The organism is Neobacillus sp. S1115 (assembly GCF_055385565.1).
In genome coordinates this window covers 605001-628175 of the sequence record NZ_AP038275.1, presented here as the reverse complement: position 1 = coordinate 628175, position 23175 = coordinate 605001, and the positions used below count along the sequence as shown (strand labels likewise).

The following is a 23175-nucleotide window of genomic DNA, read 5'->3' as shown; positions in this document are numbered from 1 at the left end:
TTTATATGGTATATAAATCTTATCTTCTTAGACTGCAGCAAACTCAGTTTTCGCAAACTCCAGCGCTTCAATTAGCAATAAGATTGCAAGTGATTGCCCATAGGTCATTGGGCTGATTGGGATGTTTTTATAAAAATCATCATCTATCCCTACCGGGGTTCCGTATGAAACTTTTTGAAGTACCCCGTTTTCATCGATTTCCTCGATCACACCCTGTAATGCTTTCAAACCAATTTGTAGGTATTGTTGATCCAGATAGCCTTTTCTTACACCTTTAATGATTCCAAATCCAAAAGCGGCCGTTGCTGAGGTTTCTTCGTAGGAGCTTGGGTCATCTAAAACGGTGTGCCATAAACCGCTGTCTGCCTGCAATTTTGCTAAGGCGCTTACCTGGCTGAGCCATGTATCCAATAAAAATTCTTTGATGCCTTTTTCTAACTCAACAATTTCAAAAAACTCTAGTAATCCACACGTATACCAGCCGTTCCCTCTTCCCCAGCGGACAGCACCATAATTGTGATGTTCATTAAAATCCCAACCGTGGTAGAATAGGCCGGTTTCCTTGTCATATAAGTATTTAATATGGATGAGAAACTGTTTTTTCGCTTCTTCGATATAATCGGGCCGTTTAAAGTAAGTTCCGGCTTTCGCCAAAAATAAAACGGTCATAAACAAGGTATCAATTAAAATCTGTCCGTCGTTCGGATCACCTGTAATCATATGCTGCAAGGCTCCATCACCTGTTCGGATCATATCCTCGATAATCCGGGTGCTCCACTCATTACATACTTCAATGTACTTAGGGTTACCGGTTTCTTCGGCAAGGTGCATAAGTGTGAGCAGCGGTGCCATTGTATTGACGTTTTTTTCAGGAAGCCCTTCGGCTATTCTTTGATCGAACCAATTGGTTAAAAAGTTAAACGTCTCTTCGTCTTTTGTTAATTGATAGTACTTATATAAGCCATAAATCCCGACACCCTGCGGCCATTCCCACAAATTGATGTCAATCAGCCCGATCGGGAATTCTTCTTCAAAACTGTTATCACTTTTTAACGATTTCAGGGCATTCGTCACAAGCTGAACTTTCGATTCGATTAATGTTGAATCAATGACCATTTTTCCAGCACTCCTTCCGATTGCTGATTCCCATTTGATTGGATAACACCCTTTACCTTGAAAGGTCCCTGCCAAGAGCTTTGAACAAGGCCATGAATTGGATCTTGGAACTGGAACTCCTGCTGTTGCCTTTCCCATTTTACGTTTTTCATGGTTTCTTTAAACTGGGTAAAATCAGCAAATTGCTGTACATGGCTGTTGCGGATGATCCAAGTATTTTCTCTTCCAAAAGAGATCAGCTCGCGGTTTTTGTTAGCGCCCTCGGTCTGTAATTCCAAGCCGTTTTTCGCAAATAGGGCAACATAGGAATCTCCTATTCTTCCAAAACACCAATGCTCTGTTAATTCGACTTCCTCAAAGGCAGCGATTGGAAAATAGGCGTGCGTATAAGCGATTTCATTTTCAGGATTAATATTGTAATGAACGATGGCGAGATCCTGATATTGATCCACTTTCGGCAGGACTCCGTTTCCTGCCCAGAAACTTGGCCGCCCTGTCCCCAGTTCCGCTTCTTCTCCGGGATGATTAATCCAAACGATCGCTTCCGAACTTAGCGTAGAATGAACCACATGCTCGGAGTAGCCGCTTATTCCTGGCCGATATTCTACTGCACTTGAAAGCAGGCCATAACGATTTTTAAACGTATACAAATCAACAAATCCCTCAGGACCTTGATGATGCTTAAACAGAACGTTCTCACCATCGCTTAGCTGAATGAATGGACGGTAATCTGGCGGTTCATAGCCAGAAACCGAAAATGCTGCTGATGCGAAGGTGGCATTATTTAGGTTTCCTTCCCCATAGGCGATCCAGAGCAGGGAAGTTGTTGCATTGTTGTAATTTCCTTTTAATTCTTTTTCGTAAATCCGTCCGTGTGAACAGGATACATAACCTTGATGACTATTTAACGCCATTACTCGGAAAGTCGTATCCAATGCCGTCTTAGCTGCCGCTTTTAACTCTTGATCATTTACTGAATCATAGATTTGAAAGAATCCCATCAGGTTAATTGGAATGTAGGCACTGGAGTTCCATTCGGCTAAACCTTCCTTGGCAAACTTTTCAAACCAGTGAAGCAGCCTGACCCGAGCCTTTTCCATGTGTGCAGCACCGGTGATGCCCGAATTTGTGAAGATTTCTTCCGGGAATAGTTGCCCTGCTAAGTACTCACATGTGTGGAAAAGAAGAGCATGATTCTCGCTAAAGAACCACATCACATCATCCCCAGGCTCATCGAACCAATACCGGTAATTTAAGATGGCCTGCTTACACTCGAGCCAAAAGCTTTCATTGAACATGTCTTTATCGGAAAAGTCTGTCCAGAACCGGAAAAGCTGGTTTAGGTAAAAGTCACTGCAATCAAACCTTGAATTGACCACATGCAGTGTCTCTCTAACTATGGATTCCACTACTTCTAAATCATTCCCTGTTCTAGCCAGCAAGTAGGCGCGATGAATATCATGGTTCCCATACTTTGCGATAAAGGCTGCAGCCTGCTGTTTTCTTGCTTGAAGACTGTCCGGTATGGCCTTGGGTACGAGATGTTTTGGATACAATTCAAGAAACATTTCCTTTTGAATGGAAACTGATTGATATTGAATCGCTAGGGATAAAAGCGCATTGCCCATTCCGATTTGTTCTGCTTTTCCGAACACCACTTGTTTGCTGCCTGGTGGGACGATCTGATTCAAATCCCGTTTCTCTCCCCACCACTCCGTTTTCATCGTACAATTCAATTGAATTGGTTCATTGAGAGGGTTTTCAAAATTCAGGATCACGTCTCCCTCCGTCACTGCATCGCTCGGAAACCAGGCGTTTTTTAAGGCATCTTCCAACCGGTGAATGTCATCTGCCATCATATCGCCAATCGGCATCACGACTTGCAAGGCATCCTGTCCCAAATAATCCATCCGAAAGTAATACAATGTATCCCGTTCTGCCAGATCCTCGAACAGAACTAAAAATTCATTATCGCCTTCCTGAAGCATAACCTCAAATTGGATATTCTTTTCTTCGTTTCTTGTATACGGAGAAAACGTCAAAACTTTCTCGCCATTTACCCAAAGATTCACACTTCCGCATGTAAATAGTTTAAAAGATACCTTTTGAGCTTTCGTTGTTCGGATGGTCGTTGCTGCCCACGATTTTAGGTGAGTGGGTTGCTGCCAAAAACCCGACCGTTCAACTTTTTTGTTCCTCCAAGGGAAATAGAGCTGCCAATTCTTTGTTGCGGACTCATAGGTTAGCGGTTTCCTAGGAATAATTTCCGATAGGTCAATTTTTTCCTTTATAACCTTCTTTTCTGAGTCGATGAATTCTTTTCGGCTAGGATTTTCAAAGACCGCAAACCCCTCGGTCAGCCAGCGATTCAAGTCCCCTGTATAATTCATGGTTATCTTTTTAAAGGATTTTTCCTCTTCAAAAGTCCCTGCCACCAACCAACGGTTAACAGCTTGATTATGGCTTAAGGGATATATGATCTGGTTCATTTATTTCCCACCCTTATTTTGGTAGCGTTTGCAAATAAGTGATTAAAAATAATTTTCTTACTTTTAATTTTATTTGATTACAAAAACTAGATTGGTTGAAATATTTGTTTTAAATGTAGAAAATATTGCAGAGGCGAAAAAAAGTAAAAGAAAACCCCCGATGAAATTTTCATCCGGGGATTTTCAATGAATCATGGGAGTTTCTTATAATCTGAAGGTGTGGTTCTCATAATTTTTTTAAAGACTTGCCCAAAATATCTGGCATCGATAAATCCAACTCGTTTTGCCACTTCGTTGGTTTTTAAATCAGTGGTCGCTAATAGCTTTTGGGCAACCTGCATCCTTTTTCCAGTGATAAAATTACTTAAATTTTCACCTGTCTCCTTTTTAAAAGAACGGCTTAGATAGCTGAGACTCACCTGAAGCTCGTCAGAAATAAATTGCGCGCTTAAATCTGGATTTGCATATTCTTTATCCACAATTCTTTTTGCCAGTTCGACGACTCCGAGATTATTTTTATTCATCATTTCATAGAGGTGATTTTTGATCGAAATACAGGTATCCTTCATAAAGTCTCTTAGTTCATCGAATGTTTTGCATTGCTCCAGCTGCTCATAGCCAACAAACATTTTAAAATTTGCATCCCATTTTGCGACAATAAATCCAAGTTTGATTAATAGCTCTAAGCAATGGTTGACTACTAACCGCTTATCATAGGTATACTTAATTTCTTTGAGGATGGAGTCTAATTCATCGAGAATATCCTCTTGGTTCCTTTCCTCAAACATTTCTATGAATCTTGCTGATTTTGTTGTGACGTCTGGATTCGTCATTCCGTCGCTCATCTCATCATGAAAATGTACTTTTCCACTGCCTGTAAAAAAGCTTTTCGATAACGCAGTTAAAGATTGCAAATAAGAAGTATGGATGGAATGAATGGAAGTATAAATTTCGCCTATACCAATCAACGCTTTGATACCATTCCCCTCGATAGAATAGTGAAATATATCTTCCGACAGGTCTATTAATTGTGTTTTTATTTCTTTATTTGTCTTGTGCACTGGAAATGCGGGAAATACAAGCAGCTGCTGATCATAACTCACAAACCGGACTGCCACATTTTTCCCCTTACATATTTCCTCGATAGAGGTTCGAATCGATTCAAGGGCCTGTTTACTGTGTAAATTACTATATACCTCAATCGTAATAACGGCACCTTTTCCAAAGGTAATATGAAAGCTATCAATTCTTTGGTTAATAATTTCAGTATTTACGATCCCCTTAACGGCGATATCAAGTAATAATGATTGTTCGATGATAGGAATGCTCTCCTGTAAAGCGGATTCCAAATGCTCGTATTTTTTCTCTTTATCTCTTTTTTGTTCAAGAGCCTTTACAGCTTTTTTGATGACATTCCTTACCTCATCTATGACTGTCGGCTTAAGTAAATAATCAAAAACGCCACATTTAAGGGCCTCTTTTGCAAAAGTAAATTCATCATACCCTGATAATAGAATCATCATCATGTTTTTATAATGTTGCTGAACATAATCAGCCAGCTCCAAACCCGTATAACCAGGCATGACTATATCCGACAAGACAATATCCGGTTTCAGCTGGTCTATTTTTTCTTTTCCCTCATATCCATTCGCAGCTATGCCGCAAATGCTGCAGCCTAAACAAGCCCAATCGATTTTTTCAGATAAGCCTTTACTGATAAAGGATTCATCGTCAATAATAAGCACTTTATACATTTTTCTACCCCTCCCTTTGAACAGGCAAAATCAGTTCAAATAAGGTCCCAACATTCATATTACTTTCAATCTTTAGCCCATGCTCTTCACTGAACAATAACTTGATCCTGTTCTGTACATTTAAAATACCGTTTCCTGTCCCTTGTTTTTCATCATGTTGAACATAGCTTCCTTCGGAAAGGGCTTGGAGGGTATCTCCATCCATCCCCGCTCCATTATCAATGATTTGGATGTGTAATTTGTTGTCTTTCAAATATCCATTGATAAATAAATACCCGCCGCCAATCTTCTTTTCAAGTCCATGGATCATGGCATTTTCAACGATTGGCTGCAGAATCAGCTTTGGCACTAAACAATCGTTAGCCTCTGGATCAATATTGATGGAATAATGAAGTCGGTCTTGAAATCTAATCTTTTGTATTGTCATGTAATCATTAATATAGTTCATTTCCTCTTCAAGCCGAATACACTCTTGGTTATTTTTTATACTCGTTTTTAACAGTCTGCTCAACGCAACCGTCATTTTACTGACTTCATCAGATTTTCCGAACTGTGCCATCCAATTGATCGCATCCAATGTATTATAAAGAAAATGGGGGTTAATTTGGGCCCGCAGTGCTCTCAGCTGTGCGTCCTTTTCATTTATATCCTTTTGATAGATATCGGAGATTAAGGTGTTAATTTTATTCATCATTCGATTAAAACTATCACCGACTCTTCCAAGCTCATCGATCCGTTCTATTTCAACCTGAGCATTGAAGTTATCTTTTTCAACTTCATCCATGACTACACTTAATTTATTTAATGGTTTAACAATAGAGTTGGTACTAATCCAAATAAAGATAATTCCGATGATAATGGCAGCGATTCCAATTAAAAAGATAGTTTTCCCAATCATGGCAGGCCCTTGCGATATCTCATTCAAACTGACTAACGAAATAATTTTCCACCCTGTTAAATTAGAGGTATATTCACTTACAAGCATTTTCCCGTATTTCGGAATCTCAATATATGAATCTTTTTCAACTGAAGTATTCTCTGGATTGGATACCCATGATTTGACTCTTTTTACTTCTTCATCATCTGAATTAGATACAACCAGATTATTTTGGCGATCCAGTATGATGAGATGTCTCTCTTCAGCAGGATTAAACTTTTGGATTCGATCCTGTAAATACGATTTGTCCATTGACATCGTTAAATAACCAATTGTGTTCATTTTATCAGCGTTTACATCGTATATCATCCGGTTGGCTGTAATCAAAGATTGTTCAACTCTCCAGGTAACTTTCCCGCTCTTATCATAGATGTTCGGTCGTAAAGTATTGAAAAATGGATAGTTTCTACTATTTACGCTTCTCCTTATATTTACTCTTACATCTTCCGTATCGTAAAGACCGATTAAGTCTACTTCTTCAAACATCATGGTCTCATCCGCAACATTAGATAATAAGCTTTTATTTAGGAAATTCTTATCTGTTTCATTTTTATATTTGGTCTTCAATAGACTTTGTACATCACTATTAAATGATACTCCATCCATCACACGATTAAACGAATCTACCATATTATCGATACTTTTACTGATTTGCGTCACCATCACCGTATTATATCGGATTGCTTCTTTGACTTGGATATCGATGGCAATGTTGTAGGTAATGGCCGCGGTTAACCCGATAATCAGGCTGATCCCAATAGCATTTTGGAACAGCAATTGATTCTTCAAACGGCGAAATCTGGGGAACCGTACCAATCTCATTTTCTTCACACCGTTTTTTCGGAAGAATATTTATTTTTTATCTTAAAAAAAGTGGTTCTTGACACCCACATCATCATCATACTTGTCATGCTGCCCCCAAAGAATACGAGAACCGGCGAGAAAGCAGAAAATAGAAAATAAAGCAGAATGCTCGCCAATAAAATGGCAATGGTGCTAAGCGGACGATAGACTCCTAGTAAACATGCAAATTTAATCGATTGTAATAGGCTAATTTCGTATGTTACCAAAACAGGGAATATATAAATTAATAGGATACAATATATAATAGTTACCAAAACCACTAAGGCAGTCAGTATCTTAAACGCAAAACCTTCAAAGCTTGAAAAAAAGCTAAAATCAATATATAAAAAGATTCCTGCTATAGCGACAAATGCCCCCATCAAATTTACTTTGACAAAATACTTTTTATACGCCGCCCAGAAACACTTAAAAACCGGGAGATCCGTCTCCCCTTTAAGCCACTTTCTTGAGATCTCAAACATAGCAGCTGTTGAAGGGAAAAAGCCTAGTAAAATGGCTCCCAGTAAAGAAAATACAATCCATAGAACATTTAAAATAGCTAGACGCATAATCCATTCACATAGTGTATACAAGCCTTGAAGTAAGCCTTTCATGCATAAGCCCCTCTTTCTTAAGATAGCGACTGTTGAAATGAGTCCATTTATATTAATATAACAAAATAATAACAGAGCTTCCTTAACTTTCTGAACTTTAGCAAAAAGTAACAATAATAATCATTGGTTAGTTTTAATTAATACTATCTTCCGTTTAGTAACAATATTATTTGGTTTATGTATTTCTGTTTGATTGCGCTGATATATTACCAGATAACGAATCTGATACATTATTATTGAAACCGCTTACCAATTGATTCAAACTAAATATTCCCTAAATTTCATGATATCAAATAGCATAGAAAAAAATTGGTGGAAGGTTTTGAATCCTTTGTTGAAAATATTGAACTATTTTTCTTTTAAGCTAAGGGTGTCTTTAAGGAAAGTACAACTACTTAAGAAGCGATTGCCTCAAAATACCAGAGGAATAAAAAGAGATGACCACTGTTTACTTAAGGGGATTTGTAAGGAACCATGAACTCAAATCGTGCAACCTTTAGGATGGCTAAAGGGGCCTTCCGTTAATGAACCAGCCCCTTTAGATTGCACCAAAAGATTAGAATGGGTTCGTCGCCAGCATGCCTGCTGTTTTTACATAAATGCGTGGATGCAATTTTAATTGAGCAACTATAAACTCAGCAATGTCTTCCGGCTGCATATATTTTTCATCATTGTTTTCAGCGATTAGGTTTGTTTTTATCGCTAGTTCAGTAGCCACTGTGCTCGGGGTTAAGGCGGTAACGCGGATATTGTTTCTTCTGACTTCCTGTGCCAATGATTCCGTTAAACCAATAACTCCAAATTTAGATGCACTGTACGCACTGGAGGTGGCAGCCCCGTTTAGTCCATTTGTAGACGAAATATTGATAATGTCGCCACGATTTTTTTCGATTAATTGCGGAAGGACCGCACGCGTTACATAATAGGTTCCCATCAAGTTAACATCAATAATTTGCTTCCATTCCTGCGGGTCCATCTCTAAAAGTGTGGCAAATTTTCCAATGCCAGCATTGTTAATCAGTATGTCAGCTGTTCCCAGCGCTTCCGTCAATTTACTCACAGCTTGTTCTACGTCATCTTGAGAGGCAATATCCACTGCCGCGTAAGCTGCTTTCACCCCTAAACCTTCTACTTCACTTACGACCTTCTTTAATTCAGCCTCTGTTCTGGCAAGCAAACCGATGTTTACACCTTCATTCGCTAATGCCAAGGCTGCGGCCTTGCCAATGCCTCTTCCAGCACCAGTGATGAAAGCTACTTTTCCTTTTAATGATTGTGCCAATTTCAACAACTCCTTCCACATCTCATTATAGTATTTTGGGAAAATGATTCTAACTATATGCTCCCCAAACTTATAAATCGTCGATTTAGGAAGGAAACTTTTCATCCGACAAGTGTGAGGTGCTTTTGATCATAAAACCGAATAAATTGTGAAAAGGTCTTGAAAAAGCGGAGAACTAAAATTTTATATAGTATACTAGGGTATAGTAAATAGACGGAGGTGAATCCATACCATGAAGTTGAAACTCATCACAGCGCTATTATTGGCTTCCAGTTTATTGGCTGCTTGTTCTGGAAATAGCCAGGATCAAGGGGCCGCTGAAAAAGCAAAGCCGAGTGACGTTAAGGAAATGGTTGGCGATTACAGCGCACGGAAATTAAAAGCCGAAAATGCATCCATTACCTCTCAACAACTTATTGTTACGGACAAGTCTGGAAAAGAGACCAGTTATGATTTGCCGAAGGACGAATTTTTCGTGTCAATCGCACCTTATACCAATCAAACTCATCCCTGAACGAATCATAGCTTGACAGGTTGTCAAGGTGAACTAGCAAATGAAAAGTTTGATGTATATATGGAAGACAGTGATGGGAACGTAGTCGTAGACAAAACCGTTACATCACTATCAAACGGCTTTATCGATTTCTGGCTCCCACGCGATAAAACCTACAAGATTAAGATTTCACACGATGGAAAAAAGGCAGAATCAAAGATTTCCACATTTGAAAAGGACGCCACTTGTATTACGGACATCCAGTTGTTTTAGAGAAAAGGGTCAGTCCCCCACTCAGCTGAAGCTTTAAAGCGACGGGGGGCTGACCCCTATTTTTCGGGTCACCGGCCTACATAATTCCTCATTTATTTTTCCAAACAAACATTTGTTTAAAAGTAATAAAAATTCAACAATAATAAGCTTTCCATTCTTTTATGGTTAAAAACATTGTCGTTTACACCAACGTCTGATTAAATCTGGTAAAAACCTTAGTGCAGCGGGAAAATGGCGCTTTTGGGGGCAAAAAAATTGTTGAACAAACAAGAAAAAAGTTCGAAGCTACCTATTTAAAAACTTCAAATGCTCTTACCTTCGCCAATCTTCACCAAATTTCCCTTCTAGTAATCTACACAAACGTTTAGTTAAAAACTCTGGGATGCCTGTTATGAAAGTACAAACCCTTTACAATATCCTAAAATAATTGTCAGTTACACAATCGTTTGATTAAATCTATTCAAAACCAACTTGCAACGGGAAATTAGCTGCTTTTAATGGCAAAAAAATTGCCGACTTTTGGCTCCTAACAAAATAAATAGAAATTAAAAAATGAGGCACGAGAACCGTCCCCATGCCTCACTTTAAACCGTCATTTTCCAACTTGATAATGTCAGCCAGTTTTCTTTTTCTTTATAGTCAGGCATTAGTTTCCCTACCAAGCGCCAGAAGGAGCGGTCGTGATTTAGATGGACCATATGGCACATTTCGTGAACGACTACATAGTCAATGACCTCCCGTGGTGCCATTGCCAGTCTCCAGTTAAAGGTTAACTGCAGTTTTGAATCACAGGTTCCCCATGTGGTTTTGCTATCCGTGATCCGAATGCCACGTGGTTTTGTCTTGAAGTGGCTTTGATAGGAGGAGATGCTTTTCTCCACTAATGCCTTACATTGCTGGTAGTAGAATCGTTTTAGAGCTTGTTGTATTTTTTCAAGGTCATGCTGTTTTACATATATATAAAGCCTATCTTCTTTAAACTGCACATGTTCTTGCATAATAGTTATATCTTCAATAATCTCAATGGGATAGGTGTTTCCTAAATAAAGAAAACTCTCACCATGCTCATAGACCTTTTCCTGTGGCCCGTCCAGTCTGCCCTTCATTTCCATTAATTTTTGCTGAATGATGCCCCATTTTTCCTCTAATAACTGAAGCACTTTTGCATCAGATGTCCCTTTCGGAGCCTGGACTTCCACATTTCCATAACTATCGATCTTTATTCCTATAGACGTGCGATTTTTATACTTGATTTCAAAACGTATTGTAGCCCCTAAGTAGGTATGTATCATCTCATCACCTGCATGGCTTATCCTCTGTATTTAACCGCCAGCCCTTTTAAGAAGTTCCTGGCGAATTTATCGCCGCACTCTTTATAATTCTTGTGGCCTTCTTTTCTTAATAAAGCGCCGAGTTCCCCTTTTGAAACCGTGATTCCTGCTTCCTCAAAAATATCCAACATATCTTCAGTCGTTAATGCTAGTGCTATTTTTACTTTTTTCAACAGGAGATTATTGACGTTTGCACTTTTCTTAATTGACGGTTCGGATGTTTCAGGCTGTCCTGGTTTAGGCTCTTGCTTTCCTCTTTTATAGACAATAAATCCATTTAAAAACGAATCGAACATACTGTTATTACATTTGAGCTGTTCGTCGCTTTCATCATCTTCCTTCGTGAGAATCTTTATTACGTCTGGCACTGTTACATCCACACCGCCAAGCTGAAAGATCTCAGCCATTTCTTTATTTTTTAGTTCCAGCGCATATCTAAGCCGTATTAAAATATCGTTATTATCCACAATTGGCCTCCAAATAAAAAATTAGTGCGTTTCGCATATCCAAGCACCATTTGATTTATCTAATATTACAGGATTGCCAACCGGATTTCAAAAATGAAACATGGGGACGGTTCTCATGCCTCAATTTATTTATTTCTACAAAAATGATGCATGAGACCCGTCCCCCTGCCTCAACTTGTTTCTTACCAAATATAAAAACAGGAACATGAGCAGCGGGATGATGTAGCTGATAGATTCTAGTAGCAATGATGGTGGGCCGTCTTTTGTTATGATAATTCCCCCGCCGGTACTTCCAAGTGTTCCGTTAAAGATTCCGTAGCAGACGTTCAGTCCCCAGTGGATTCCGGTGTCAGCCCAGATGCTGCCTGTTTTATAAATGGCATAGGTGAGAGATAGGCCAAGAAGAAGGGAAAACAGCGTGTTGGAGAGGCTGAACCCTTCATTCCACGAATCATCAAGCGCGTAGAGCACAAGAGAGAGTATAAACACCCATTTCATCGGTATTTTTCCTTTTAAATGGCCAAATACGTATCCCCGAACGATGATATCGTTTAAAAATGAACCTACGAAAAACGTCAACATGATCATGAGCAGGGAAAGTATCATTTGAGAAAACGGCATTGCTCCCACAATCTCATATCCATTTAAGGAATATTCGATACCGTACTTGATTAGCCAAAAGGAAAAGCCAATCGCAAACCCCAACATCATATTCTTCCACCATTTTGGATGAAGGCTGATTCCGATTCTTTGAAAATCCTTTTTTGTTAAAAACAGAATTCCTTTCAATAACGGAAAAAACAGAAGGACCAATACAACCTGAACCAAAAATGAACTGGCTCCTGCAATTCCGACGTTCAAATAAACGTCTAAAATGATAAAACCAACTATTGCTTTGACAAAATAGCTCATGTTTCACTTCCTTATTTTATGTTTTTCTTCAGTACGCGCCAGCTAAATGAAATCTACTCCCAACTATAGGAAACTATTTCATTTTTTACCACAATTATATTATGATAGAAGCATTCTAGGAAATAAAGGAGTTTAGTCATGCGTCCTTCTAACCAGCAGCAGCCAATATGGGCATGGGTTGTCCTCATTGGCGGTGGATTATTTTTATTTACGTCTCTTCCTGGTCTACCCTTTATCATTTTCATGACCTTTTGGAAAGCAAATGAACTGAATTTCTTCTCGCTGATTTTTATAGTCATTTCATTAGCCATTATCACCGTTATCATCTGGGGAATGAAGCGGGCCTATAATGCACTGAGGGATTATAATCGGGCCAAAAAGGCCTATGAGCTTGAATCTTTGCAAGAACCAAAACTATTAAACAGTCATTCTTCTGAAACGAAAAAAACGATTTGGCCCTGGGTTGTGATTGGTCTTGGTGCTCTGCTTATAGTGGGTACAGGTCCAGGCATCATCATGTTGCCGATTGCACCACTCTTTTTAGCAGGTATGTCTACCGATTCAGGCACCACCCCGGAATATGTGCCATTCTTGATTATCGTTATCGGATATGGATTAATGGCTGGCTATATTATTCTTCTCATAAAAGCAATTAAAACTCTCAAAAGCAAAAAATAAAGTTTAATAAGCATGTCCTTCATTCGCGTGATGAAGGGCATGTTTTTTTTACAGAAACTAGCAAAGCAACAAGTAATTTAGGAAGATTCTATATTCCAGTTTCATATAGTTCAAACTGCTTCTGAGGCAAAAGAACCGTCCCCATGCATCGTTTACAGACTATTAAAGTAATTAATGTTTTTTTTACAATTCCTTACACCCCCTTTATTAACATACTGACGGTAGTTACCTATAATCATAGATAAGGAAGAACAAAAACAGCCATATAAGAGGAGGTTATTTATATGTTTCAAAATATCGGAGTTCCTGGTTTGATTCTTATTCTTGTTATCGCCCTAATTATTTTCGGTCCTTCAAAATTACCGGAATTGGGCCGAGCAGTTGGCTCAACATTAAGGGAGTTTAAAAAATCAACAAAAGAGTTAATTTCCGATGAAGAGCCAGAAAAGTCACAGCCTCAAAAAGAGGAAAAAGCAATTTAATCCAATCATTTTTGAGGGAGATGTAAGAAAGCTTGCATCTTCTTTTTGATAAGGAGGCTCTACATGAAAAAACAAGACATGGAACTTATTGGTCATATTGAGGAATTACGAAAACGTATTATTTTCGTACTCGGGACCTTTATCCTGTTCTTCATTTTGTCCTTTATCTATGTACAGGACATCTATTACTGGCTAGTCAAGGACTTAGAGGTGAAACTAGCCATTTTAGGACCGAGCGACATTTTATGGGTCTATATGATTCTTGCAGCTGTCGTCGCCATTGCAGGAACTATCCCAATGGCCGCCTATCAAACTTGGCTGTTTGTCCGTCCCGCATTGAAAGAATCAGAACGAAAAATAACGCTGGCTTATATTCCAGCACTATTTTTTCTTTTCATCCTAGGAATCTGCTTTGGTTATTTTGTCATTTTTCCAATGGTATTCCAGTTTCTCATCTCCATGTCCGAGGATATGTTTACGACCTTTTTTACTACAGAAAAGTACTTTATGTTTTTAATTCATATGACACTGCCATTTGGTTTTTTATTCGAACTTCCTGTCATTATCATGTTCCTAACCAGTGTCGGAGTGCTAAACCCATATAGATTGCAAAAGATTCGAAGATACGCCTATTTTGTACTGATTTTAATAGCAATCTTCATCACCCCGCCGGATTTTCTATCGGATATATTGGTAGTGATCCCCCTTATTTTCCTATATGAATGCAGTGTGCTATTATCGAGAGTTGTATATCGGCGCAAACAGCAAGTTAATCTAGCCGCGTAAGATGAAGAAAGAAGTCTTTAGTCCATTTGCTGAGACTTCTTTTTTTAAGTCAAAAAGAAAAGATGTAAACCGCAAAACAGGCCGGTTTACATCTTTTTTTGAATGGATTCCACAATTAGATTAATTCTACTCCGTGGCGCTCAAATGCTGCAGCTTCTAAAACGGACATACCTTGTGCCTCGGCAGCCTTAGCCACTTTTTCCGAAACTTGTGGCGCAAGATTCGCAGGAGCAGCATAGGACATTTCCCTTGCACGTGCAGTGTTTCTGCGTTGGAACGGTCCCCAGATGGCAAAGGTTTGACCTGGTTCTTGAATATTGACAAAAAGCGTGTTTCCATCAGGCGAGAAGGTTGGTCCTGCCAATTCAGATCCACTTTGACGGTTGGCAGCAAAAGGATAGACTTTGCCTTCTGGGGTAATTCCCATCAGTCGATCTTGGCCTGAACCATCTTCTGCAAACCAAAGGTCACCCCATGGAGTCATGCAGATATTATCTGGATATTCCATTTGTCTTGCATCATTTCCCTCATAGAAAAGCTCCAATGTATTCGTATGAGGAATATAGCGGTATACTCGTCCAAGTTTTTTCTCACCGGCAGAGGTGTCGTCGAACCAGAAGACTCCCTCTTGGAAGAATGCTCCTTCTAGTCTACTAAACTCAATGCAGCCTTGTGCCTTTGCATCTTCGCGGCACAGATGAGGATCTAACTCCTTCCACACAAGCTCAAACTTTTGTCCTGTTTTAAAGGTGCTTGCTGCTGGACGTTGTACCGCTTCAATGGCCGCCGCATAAAGCTTTCCGCCTTTTTGCAGGGCACCCGGCTCCTGGCTAGTGTCATTTGGAATGAAACGGTAAAAGTAACTTGGGCTTGCATCTTCAGTTAAATATACATATCCTGTTGCAGGATCAATCGCGCAGGCTTCATGGGAAAAGCGGCCCATTTCTTTGATTGGAGTTCTGGACATTTCGTTCTCTGGCTGTGTCGGATCCACTTCGAACACATATCCGTGTGTCGCGGAACGTGTTTCTTCACAAGTCAACCAAGTTCCCCAAGGCGTCGCACCGCCAGCACAATTTCGGACTGTACCTGAAGAAGTTACATATTCTTTGATGACTTCACGGTTTGGACCGACGACTAGAGCTGTTGTACCTCCTGCAGCTGCTGCATCGAAAGGTTTGCTGCCCACCACAGGATTTGTTGCTCCCGGGCTTAATTCATGATTACGAACAAGAATGGTCGTATTATTAGGTCCTTCGAAAGCGGCCATTCCATCAAAGGCGCCGGGGATTTTTCCACCGTTAGTCAATTGACCGCCTTCTTCAGAGATAATTTTGTAATGGAAACCTTGTGGAAGATCGAGAATTCCATTTGGATCTGGAACCAAAGGACCATACCCGCCAAAACCGCTGGTTGGATTATTGGTTGTATCCGCTAGTGCTTTTGAACCGAGTGTTAACACTCCAGTTGATCCAATCGTAAGTGCAAGTGTGCTCATTCCTCCTGCTTTTAAAAAATCGCGTCGATTCATACCATTTTTAGATGCTTGATTTTCCATAAAGTTTCTATTCCTCCTCTTAAATCTATTATCAAACTATTACTAGCTTAACTGGTAAACATTAAATACATATGTACATATTGTAAGAATTGGGTAAATTAGGGTTAATTGATTGTAAAACACAGTAAAACCCTGGGACAGTTCTTTTGTTTCAGGAACCGAGGATTTTTTTCGACCTCTTCCGAATACAATGAAGGAAGGAATTTTTAAAGGAAGGGAGTGCTCTAATGCATTATCAAAACCCCTGGATGCGGGCACAGCCTGAATGGAGAGCCTTTTCTAGAAATGGCCAAAATATCTTAGAAGTAACAGGTGAAGGTTCGGTATCTGTAGCACCAGACATGTCCATCGTTACATTAGGTGTGAATTCTGAGAATATGAATCTTACAGATGCCCAACAAGAAAATAATGAAAAAACGACTAAAGTGATACAGTCACTCAGAAGCTTAGGGATTTCAAAGGAGAATATTAAAACGGCAGATTACCGAATCGAAATGGTATATGATTACGAAAACGGTAAACAAACATTACGAGGATACAGAGTGGTCCATTTGCTTCAAGTCCTAAATGATAAGATTGAACAAACCGGGTTTATTGTCGATACTGCTGTTAAAAACGGGGCAAATACTGTCACAAATATTGAATTTAAAGTAAAAAATCCGCAAATCTACTACAATCAAGCATTGGCACTTGCCCTCAATGATGCTCAATTTAAGGCTGCAGAACTAACAAAGGAGATGGGAGTAACGCTAAATAAGGTGCCTTTTTCGATACAAGAATTGAGCCAAACTTCACCAATCATTCCTTTGCAAACTGCTATGTTTGCCAAAAGTGAAGCTTCAACTCCGATACAGCCTGGTAAACTTAAAATTTCCGCGTCCATTCAGGCAAAGTTTTCATATTTTTAACAGATTGAAGCACTCACAAATGAAATAGTGAGTGCTTTTGAAAAATCCACTATATCTGTCACGGTGCACCGCATCTTTTTAAACAGGTCATCTTGGCTCTATACTAACCTATCAATGCTGCTCCAACAAAAAAAAAGCTTGTAATAAAGGATGGGTGGTTTTTATCGAGAAAAAGCTTCTTACTAATGAACAAATAAAAGAAAGTATAATCAAAAAACTCCGGACTGCTGGGTGTGTTTACGCTGAAGAAGAGGCTGCGCTTCTTCTTGCTGAGGCGCGGACGTTGGATGCCCTCTTCGATATGGTCAATAACAGGATAACTGGTTCTCCTCTTGAGCATATCCTCGGTTGGGCGGAGTTCTGTGGGCATAGGATAGCAGTAGAACCCGCAGTCTTCGTCCCCCGCCGTCGTACTGAGTTTCTCGTCCACCAGGCAGTAGCTTTTTCTAAACCTGGAGTCACAGTTGTTGACCTTTGCTGCGGTACTGGCGCAATTGGTGTCGCGATTGCCAAAGATCTGGGTTGGATTGAGTTGCATTCGACTGACATTGATCCTACTGCAGTTCGATGCGCACTCCGAAATGTTACCAGCTTTGGTGGTCAAGTATATGAGGGTGACCTTTATACGCCTCTCCCCTCTAAACTTCGTGGGAAAGTGGACATCCTAGTAGCAAATGTACCATACGTTCCTACCGGCCAAATCAAGCTGCTTCCTCCAGAAGCCCGTCTACATGAACCGAATGTGGCGCTTGACGGGGGAGTTGACGGACTTGACATTCAGCGAAGAGTGGCAAAAGAAGCACCCCTTTGGCTGACAACTGGAGGACACTTATTGATTGAGACGAGCAAAATGCAGGCATCTCAAACCGTTGAAATTTTCTCTCAAAATGGACTAATACCACAATTAGTACACAATGACGAACTAGACTCTACTATAGTAATTGGCACCAACCCCCTTCATGTATAAATACGGAGTAACAGGCACTTTTTCTATATCATTCAAAGTGGAGGTTTTAGACAACCTAAAGCGGCATCGCTCTGACTCCAGAGGAACTAATTTGTGTTTCCGAACTATATTGGGCCCATATTTAAGGGCCTTATTAACCTAGCAATCATTCCATTTTACGTACGACGCATATAGGCACGGACCGTCATAGGTGCAAAAAGTGCCACGATGACGGCTGCTCCAATGAGGGAAATGACTAAATCAGAGCCAATGTTACCGTTGTTAACAAGTTCACGGACGGCAGTTATTAGATGGGACAGTGGGTTCATCTTTACAAACCATTGGAGCCAGTCGGGCATAGTATTAACTGGCACAAAAGCATTAGAGAGAAACGTCAGGGGGAACAGCGCAAGCATGGAAATCCCTTGTACGCTAGAAGCCGTTCGTGCAATCACACCAAAAAAGGCAAAAATCCAACTCATGGCCCAGGAACAGGCAATGACAAGAACTCCAGCCAAGACGACGTACCCAAGTCCCCCTTCTGGCCGGTAGCCCATGATATACCCCATCGTAAAAGTTAGCACGGTGGCAATGGTATATCGGATCGTATCTGCTAAAAGTGCTCCCGCTAATGGAGCAATACGTGCGATCGGAAGGGACTTGAAACGATCGAATACACCCTTATCCATATCCTCCCGCAGTTGGACTCCCGTCACAATGGAAGTTGTTATGACGGTCTGAACGAGAATGCCCGGAATGATAACCGGCAAATAGCTTGCCACATTTCCTGAGATGGCCCCGCCAAAGATGTAGGTAAACATGAGGGTGAAAATAATGGGCTGAAGCGTAACGTCAAACAATTGCTCAGGTGTGCGCCGAATCTTCAGCAAGCCTCGATAGGCCATCGTCAATGAATTTTGCACTGACTGCCGAAAAGTGGTGTGGTTTTTCAGTTGACGATTGGCATATACCGTACTTTTCATCGTATTACCTCCTCTACTTTGACCGCTTCATTTGAGACATTAGATGCGTCTTCACTCACCCCATGACCAGTGATGGTTAAAAACACTTCATCAAGGGTTGGTTTTTGCATACTTAATTCCGCCAAATGGATTCCAGACTCACGTAGTGCGATAAGCAAATCAGCGACCCGGTCAGCATCCGCCATCGGTGCAATAATCTTCCCGCCTTCAGACGACACAGTTGACTTCGCATTTAACACTCGTTCTACCGTATGTCGGGCTGCCCCAATATCCAGAGGATTTTCGATTCTCAGATGCAGGGATGAGCTGCCAACTGATGACTTTAGCTCATCTACTGTACCCTCCGCAACAACGATTCCTCTATCGATTACCGCAATTCTATCCGCCAATTCATCCGCTTCCTGTAAATACTGTGTTGTTAACAGAACAGTTGACCCTGTTTTTACTAAACGGCGGATAGTGTCCCACATTTGATTCCGTGTGCGCGGATCAAGCCCTGTTGTCGGTTCATCTAAAAAGATAAGCGGCGGCTGGGCAATAAGACTAGCTGCCAAATCAAGACGGCGCCGCATACCGCCGGAAAAATTTTTCAACGGACGCCGTGCCGCTTCTGTTAACCCAAATTCTTCGAGCAGCTCTTCTGCCTTACGCTTGGACTCTGCACGCCCCAATCCTAGAAGCCTAGAAAATATCACCAAGTTCTCAGTTGCACTTAACGATTCGTCAACTGAGGCATACTGACCTGTAACCCCAATCAATTGACGAACGATCTGTGCCTCCTTTGCAACATCATGCCCAAAGATTTTTGCAGAACCAGCATCAGGTCGCAGTAAGGTTGCGAGCATTCTGATGGTAGTGGTTTTGCCAGCCCCATTTGGACCAAGCATGCCATAAATGGTACCAGCCTTCACGTTCAAATCGACGCCGTTGACCGCACGATTTTCACCAAAATTTTTCAAAAGACCGCGAGCTTCAACGGCCCATTCACTGTTTTCTGAAATGGTTCGGTGTAAATGTTCCATTATCATTCCTCCTTATCACTACGCACATGGTAACAAGCATTTATGAACTGAATATGAATTCTTAGTTCATACTAAGTTCATAAAAAACATGTATGCTAAAAAAGACTTAGAATATTTTTTATGAAAAAGGATGAAATAAAATGACCAAAATTCTAATTGTCGACGATGACCCTCATATTCTGAAATTGGTTGGCGTGATTTTAACCGGGGAAGGCTTCTCGATTTTGGAGGCGGAGGATGGGAATGAAGCGTTATCCCTGCTGGATTCTGGAAAAGTCGATCTCATCATTCTGGATATTATGATGCCAAACATGGATGGCTGGGCACTTTGTGAGCATATTAGAGCTTATTATTCTGAATCTCTCCCGATTTTGATGCTGACCGCGAAAGGAGAAACAGTCCAAAAAGTAAAAGGCTTTGAACTCGGAGCGGATGACTATTTGGTCAAACCATTTGAACCAGCTGAATTGATTGTTAGAGTGAAGGCATTACTCAAGCGTTTCCACATTACTCTTTCCAATAAGGTAAGAATAGGAGCAGTGGAGCTTGATCGAACCGCCTTTCAAGTGTTTGATGGCAGGAACCATATCACATTTCCGCTTAAGGAATTTGAGCTTTTGTTTAAATTCATGTCACATCCCAGTAAAACCTTTTCAAGAGAACAGTTAATTGAGGATATTTGGGGTTATGATTACGAAGGTGATGAGCGAACCGTGGATGTTCACATAAAACGTCTAAGGCAGCGCTTTTCAAATGACAACTGCCCTTTTAAAATTACCACCATTCGCGGGCTTGGCTATCGTTTAGAGGTGAAAAAATGAAAATCATCAAGTTTCTAAAAAAAAGCGGTGAAGTTTTAGCCATTTTAATCGTATTATTTTTATGCTGGACAGCTGCTTTTTATATCACCTCCTGGTTTTTCCGTGTTTTTTCAATTAATCGTTTAACTATCTACCCGACGCTGATCATCGATTCTTTTGTAGGATTTTTCCTCTTTGGCCTGATCATGTTTGGTATTTCCAAAATAAAATTTTTCCAAGAAAAGCAGAGTCTCTTTTTACGCCCAATGATTGAGGCGATGAAAGATATGGCACAAGGAAATTTTAATATTGATCTTTCTTTCTACAAAAAAGAGTTTGGTAATCGAAATCATCCTTTTAATGAAATAGCAGAGAGTATTACGCATATGGCGAAAGAGCTCGGAGAAATGGAACAAATGCGCCAAGAGTTTATTTCCAACGTTTCTCATGAGATCCAATCACCTCTTACATCCATTTCAGGATTTGCTCATGCCTTAAAAAATGAACATTTATCTCATGAAGAACGCAGGCAGTACCTTGAAATCATTGAAGTGGAAAGTATACGGCTTTCTAGGTTGAGCGATAACCTGTTAAAGCTGACCTCATTAGAATCCGATCATCCGCCATTTGAGCTAAAAACCTATCGTTTAGATCAACAATTACGTAGAGTTATCCTTTCAATTGAACCCCAATGGAGAAATAAAAACCTTGAAATGGATGTTTCTTTGGATAGAATGATGATTAATGCTGATGAAGATCTGATGAATCAAGTTTGGACTAATTTAATCCATAACAGCATTAAGTTTACACCCAATAATGGAAAAATAACGGTGAAATTAATAAAAAGTGATATGGATAGGATAGAAGTGATCATTAAAGATACAGGAATTGGGATGACAAAAGAGGTTCAAATGCATATATTTGAGCGTTTCTATAAGGCAGACCCATCAAGGAGCCGATCTTCCGGCGGGAGCGGGTTAGGACTTGCCATTGTAAAGAAAATAATTGAAATGCATAAAGGGGATATACTGGTTGAAAGCTCACCAAAAGAAGGTACGGAAATAAAAGTGATAGTACCAATTAACTTTATATGAGGGTGTCCCAAGTGTAAGTTAGGAACTTCCCTCCTTGTTTGACTTTTTAGTTTACTAAGGAATTAAAAATACTTAAAAAACCTCCAAACAATGTATTTGGAAGTTGATCTTTCTTAACGACTATTTTAAGGAATTCCAATTAGGTTAGAATACCATTAGTTTTCCCTAATGTTGTTAAACCATTGATACTATTGAGTTGCTTAAAGTTTGAAATACGCGCCTTAGAGGATTCGAACCTCTGACCGTACGCTTAGAAGGCGTATGCTCTATCCAACTGAGCTAAAGGCGCATGATATTTATGGCGGAGAAGGAGGGATTTGAACCCTCGCGCCGGTTGCCCGACCTACACCCTTAGCAGGGGCGCCTCTTCAGCCTCTTGAGTACTTCCCCATAAAAAAAATGGCTCCGCAGGTAGGATTCGAACCTACGACCGTTCGGTTAACAGCCGAATGCTCTACCACTGAGCTACTGCGGAACAATTAGAATTATGTTTGATGGTGGGCCTAAATGGACTTGAACCATCGACCTCACGCTTATCAGGCGTGCGCTCTAACCAGCTGAGCTATAGGCCCATATATTGCGGGGGCAGGATTTGAACCTGCGACCTTCGGGTTATGAGCCCGACGAGCTACCGGACTGCTCCACCCCGCGATAATAAGAAAGTATTAAGTTTACGCCATGCTAGAAGCTAGCGTAGGACTGTATCAATCTCAGAAAGCTTATACGAGCAGCAGTTCGATTGATACAACTCGCAGACTATTCACAGAAGCAACGCTCGTTGCTCCACCCCGCGATAATAATATTGAGAAAACTTATGGCGGAGGAAGAGGGATTCGAACCCCCGCGCGGTTTAACCCGCCTGTCGGTTTTCAAGACCGATCCCTTCAGCCGGACTTGGGTATTCCTCCGAGATGATAAATTGGTAGCGGCGGAGGGGATCGAACCCCCGACCTTACGGGTATGAACCGTACGCTCTAGCCAGCTGAGCTACACCGCCAAATTACATATTTAAAATAATGGTGGAGCCTAGCGGGATCGAACCGCTGACCTCCTGCGTGCAAAGCAGGCGCTCTCCCAGCTGAGCTAAGGCCCCATTGATTTTAGTGAGAATGGTCGGGAAAACAGGATTCGAACCTGCGACCCCTTGGTCCCAAACCAAGTGCTCTACCAAGCTGAGCTATTTCCCGTACTATTAAATTTGATGGCGCGCCCGACAGGAGTCGAACCCATAACCTTCTGATCCGTAGTCAGACGCTCTATCCAATTGAGCTACGGGCGCATTATTTATTAAGTGGTGCCGAGGACCGGAATCGAACCGGTACGGTAGTCACCTACCGCAGGATTTTAAGTCCTGTGCGTCTGCCAGTTCCGCCACCCCGGCATTATTGGAGCGGAAGACGGGATTCG

At 40.7% G+C, this 23175-nt stretch carries 20 protein-coding genes and 12 tRNA genes (1 of these 32 cut by a window edge); 8 read left to right on the top strand and 24 right to left on the bottom strand.

Annotation, left to right across the window (positions count from 1 at the left end):
• Positions 1-27 precede the first annotated feature (27 nt).
• The 6 genes from bglB to ACZ5B7_RS03045 form a co-directional block, all read right to left on the bottom strand.
• The gene (bglB, locus tag ACZ5B7_RS03070) at positions 28-1116 is read right to left on the bottom strand and encodes a beta-galactosidase BglB (protein ID WP_464492581.1); all 1089 of its coding nucleotides are present in this window, start codon (positions 1114-1116) and stop codon (positions 28-30) included.
• Positions 1095-3605: a hypothetical protein gene (locus ACZ5B7_RS03065; RefSeq protein WP_464492580.1), complete on the bottom strand. Its 2511-nt coding sequence runs from the start codon at positions 3603-3605 to the stop codon at positions 1095-1097. The genes bglB and ACZ5B7_RS03065 overlap by 22 nt, the downstream gene beginning before the upstream one ends.
• Before the next feature lie 191 nt (positions 3606-3796).
• Positions 3797-5359, bottom strand: a complete 1563-nt coding sequence (locus ACZ5B7_RS03060; RefSeq protein WP_464492579.1) for a response regulator — start codon at positions 5357-5359, stop codon at positions 3797-3799.
• Between the two features lie 4 nt (positions 5360-5363).
• Positions 5364-7118: a sensor histidine kinase gene (locus ACZ5B7_RS03055; protein ID WP_464492578.1), complete on the bottom strand. Its 1755-nt coding sequence runs from the start codon at positions 7116-7118 to the stop codon at positions 5364-5366.
• A 5-nt stretch (positions 7119-7123) separates the two neighbouring features.
• On the bottom strand, positions 7124-7753 hold the full coding sequence (locus ACZ5B7_RS03050) for a YesL family protein (protein WP_464492577.1): 630 nt from the start codon (positions 7751-7753) through the stop codon (positions 7124-7126).
• Positions 7754-8309: 556 nt separating this feature from the next.
• Positions 8310-9035: a 3-ketoacyl-ACP reductase gene (locus ACZ5B7_RS03045; protein WP_464492576.1), complete on the bottom strand. Its 726-nt coding sequence runs from the start codon at positions 9033-9035 to the stop codon at positions 8310-8312.
• Between the two features lie 232 nt (positions 9036-9267).
• Here ACZ5B7_RS03045 and ACZ5B7_RS03040 point away from each other — a divergent pair, with 232 nt between their 5' ends.
• Complete coding sequence (locus tag ACZ5B7_RS03040) at positions 9268-9801, top strand: CueP family metal-binding protein (protein ID WP_464492575.1); 534 nt, start codon at positions 9268-9270, stop codon at positions 9799-9801.
• A gap of 584 nt (positions 9802-10385) precedes the next feature.
• Here ACZ5B7_RS03040 and ACZ5B7_RS03035 read toward each other — a convergent pair.
• The 3 genes from ACZ5B7_RS03035 to ACZ5B7_RS03025 form a co-directional block, all read right to left on the bottom strand.
• Positions 10386-11093, bottom strand: coding sequence for a M48 family metallopeptidase (locus ACZ5B7_RS03035; protein ID WP_464492574.1), 708 nt, complete (start codon positions 11091-11093; stop codon positions 10386-10388).
• A gap of 17 nt (positions 11094-11110) precedes the next feature.
• The gene (locus tag ACZ5B7_RS03030) at positions 11111-11599 is read right to left on the bottom strand and encodes a YehS family protein (RefSeq protein ID WP_464492573.1); all 489 of its coding nucleotides are present in this window, start codon (positions 11597-11599) and stop codon (positions 11111-11113) included.
• A 135-nt stretch (positions 11600-11734) separates the two neighbouring features.
• On the bottom strand, positions 11735-12511 hold the full coding sequence (locus ACZ5B7_RS03025; RefSeq protein WP_464492572.1) for a CPBP family intramembrane glutamic endopeptidase: 777 nt from the start codon (positions 12509-12511) through the stop codon (positions 11735-11737).
• A 138-nt stretch (positions 12512-12649) separates the two neighbouring features.
• On the opposite strand from ACZ5B7_RS03025, the gene ACZ5B7_RS03020 reads away from it, so the two are divergent.
• The 3 genes from ACZ5B7_RS03020 to tatC all read left to right on the top strand — a co-directional run bounded on the left by ACZ5B7_RS03020 (position 12650) and on the right by tatC (position 14457).
• Positions 12650-13189 carry a hypothetical protein gene (locus tag ACZ5B7_RS03020; RefSeq protein ID WP_464492571.1) on the top strand — a complete coding sequence of 180 codons (540 nt, stop codon included), beginning with the start codon at positions 12650-12652 and terminating at the stop codon, positions 13187-13189.
• Positions 13190-13473: 284 nt separating this feature from the next.
• Positions 13474-13671, top strand: coding sequence for a twin-arginine translocase TatA/TatE family subunit (locus tag ACZ5B7_RS03015; protein ID WP_464492570.1), 198 nt, complete (start codon positions 13474-13476; stop codon positions 13669-13671).
• 63 nt (positions 13672-13734) lie between these two features.
• Positions 13735-14457, top strand: a complete 723-nt coding sequence (gene tatC, locus ACZ5B7_RS03010; RefSeq protein WP_464492569.1) for a twin-arginine translocase subunit TatC — start codon at positions 13735-13737, stop codon at positions 14455-14457.
• A 115-nt stretch (positions 14458-14572) separates the two neighbouring features.
• On the opposite strand, the gene ACZ5B7_RS03005 is transcribed toward tatC, so the two are convergent.
• On the bottom strand, positions 14573-16015 hold the full coding sequence (locus ACZ5B7_RS03005) for an alkaline phosphatase PhoX (RefSeq protein WP_464492568.1): 1443 nt from the start codon (positions 16013-16015) through the stop codon (positions 14573-14575).
• 227 nt (positions 16016-16242) lie between these two features.
• On the opposite strand from ACZ5B7_RS03005, the gene ACZ5B7_RS03000 reads away from it, so the two are divergent.
• Together ACZ5B7_RS03000 and ACZ5B7_RS02995 are read left to right on the top strand one after the other, a co-directional pair.
• Complete coding sequence (locus tag ACZ5B7_RS03000; protein ID WP_464492567.1) at positions 16243-16923, top strand: SIMPL domain-containing protein; 681 nt, start codon at positions 16243-16245, stop codon at positions 16921-16923.
• Positions 16924-17116: 193 nt separating this feature from the next.
• Positions 17117-17890, top strand: a complete 774-nt coding sequence (locus ACZ5B7_RS02995) for a putative protein N(5)-glutamine methyltransferase (protein ID WP_464494424.1) — start codon at positions 17117-17119, stop codon at positions 17888-17890.
• 155 nt (positions 17891-18045) lie between these two features.
• Here ACZ5B7_RS02995 and ACZ5B7_RS02990 read toward each other — a convergent pair whose 3' ends face one another.
• A complete protein-coding gene (locus tag ACZ5B7_RS02990; protein ID WP_464492566.1) occupies positions 18046-18852 on the bottom strand; it encodes an ABC transporter permease in 807 nt (268 codons plus the stop codon).
• Positions 18849-19874 carry an ATP-binding cassette domain-containing protein gene (locus ACZ5B7_RS02985; protein ID WP_464492565.1) on the bottom strand — a complete coding sequence of 342 codons (1026 nt, stop codon included), beginning with the start codon at positions 19872-19874 and terminating at the stop codon, positions 18849-18851. Before ACZ5B7_RS02985 ends, ACZ5B7_RS02990 begins: the two co-directional genes overlap by 4 nt.
• Positions 19875-20014: 140 nt before the next feature.
• On the opposite strand from ACZ5B7_RS02985, the gene ACZ5B7_RS02980 reads away from it, so the two are divergent.
• Both ACZ5B7_RS02980 and ACZ5B7_RS02975 read left to right on the top strand, forming a co-directional pair.
• Complete coding sequence (locus ACZ5B7_RS02980; RefSeq protein WP_464492564.1) at positions 20015-20695, top strand: response regulator transcription factor; 681 nt, start codon at positions 20015-20017, stop codon at positions 20693-20695.
• The gene (locus ACZ5B7_RS02975) at positions 20692-21768 is read left to right on the top strand and encodes a sensor histidine kinase (RefSeq protein ID WP_464492563.1); all 1077 of its coding nucleotides are present in this window, start codon (positions 20692-20694) and stop codon (positions 21766-21768) included. The genes ACZ5B7_RS02980 and ACZ5B7_RS02975 overlap by 4 nt, the downstream gene beginning before the upstream one ends.
• 215 nt (positions 21769-21983) lie before the next feature.
• Here the strand turns inward: ACZ5B7_RS02975 and ACZ5B7_RS02970 are convergent.
• The 12 genes from ACZ5B7_RS02970 to ACZ5B7_RS02915 form a co-directional block, all read right to left on the bottom strand.
• A tRNA-Arg gene (locus tag ACZ5B7_RS02970) sits at positions 21984-22057 on the bottom strand.
• Between the two features lie 10 nt (positions 22058-22067).
• A tRNA-Ser gene (locus ACZ5B7_RS02965) sits at positions 22068-22158 on the bottom strand.
• 10 nt (positions 22159-22168) lie between these two features.
• Positions 22169-22243 (bottom strand) — tRNA-Asn (locus ACZ5B7_RS02960).
• Positions 22244-22263: 20 nt separating this feature from the next.
• Positions 22264-22340 (bottom strand) — tRNA-Ile (locus ACZ5B7_RS02955).
• A 5-nt stretch (positions 22341-22345) separates the two neighbouring features.
• A tRNA-Met gene (locus ACZ5B7_RS02950) sits at positions 22346-22419 on the bottom strand.
• Positions 22420-22583: 164 nt separating this feature from the next.
• A tRNA-Ser gene (locus ACZ5B7_RS02945) sits at positions 22584-22676 on the bottom strand.
• Positions 22677-22688: 12 nt separating this feature from the next.
• Positions 22689-22765 (bottom strand) — tRNA-Met (locus ACZ5B7_RS02940).
• Between the two features lie 20 nt (positions 22766-22785).
• Positions 22786-22861, bottom strand: a tRNA-Ala gene (locus ACZ5B7_RS02935).
• Positions 22862-22878: 17 nt separating this feature from the next.
• A tRNA-Pro gene (locus tag ACZ5B7_RS02930) sits at positions 22879-22955 on the bottom strand.
• Positions 22956-22970: 15 nt separating this feature from the next.
• Positions 22971-23047: transfer RNA gene (locus tag ACZ5B7_RS02925), tRNA-Arg, on the bottom strand.
• Positions 23048-23060: 13 nt separating this feature from the next.
• Positions 23061-23149, bottom strand: a tRNA-Leu gene (locus ACZ5B7_RS02920).
• Between the two features lie 5 nt (positions 23150-23154).
• A tRNA-Gly gene (locus ACZ5B7_RS02915) sits at positions 23155-23175 on the bottom strand; it runs 54 nt beyond the window's last position.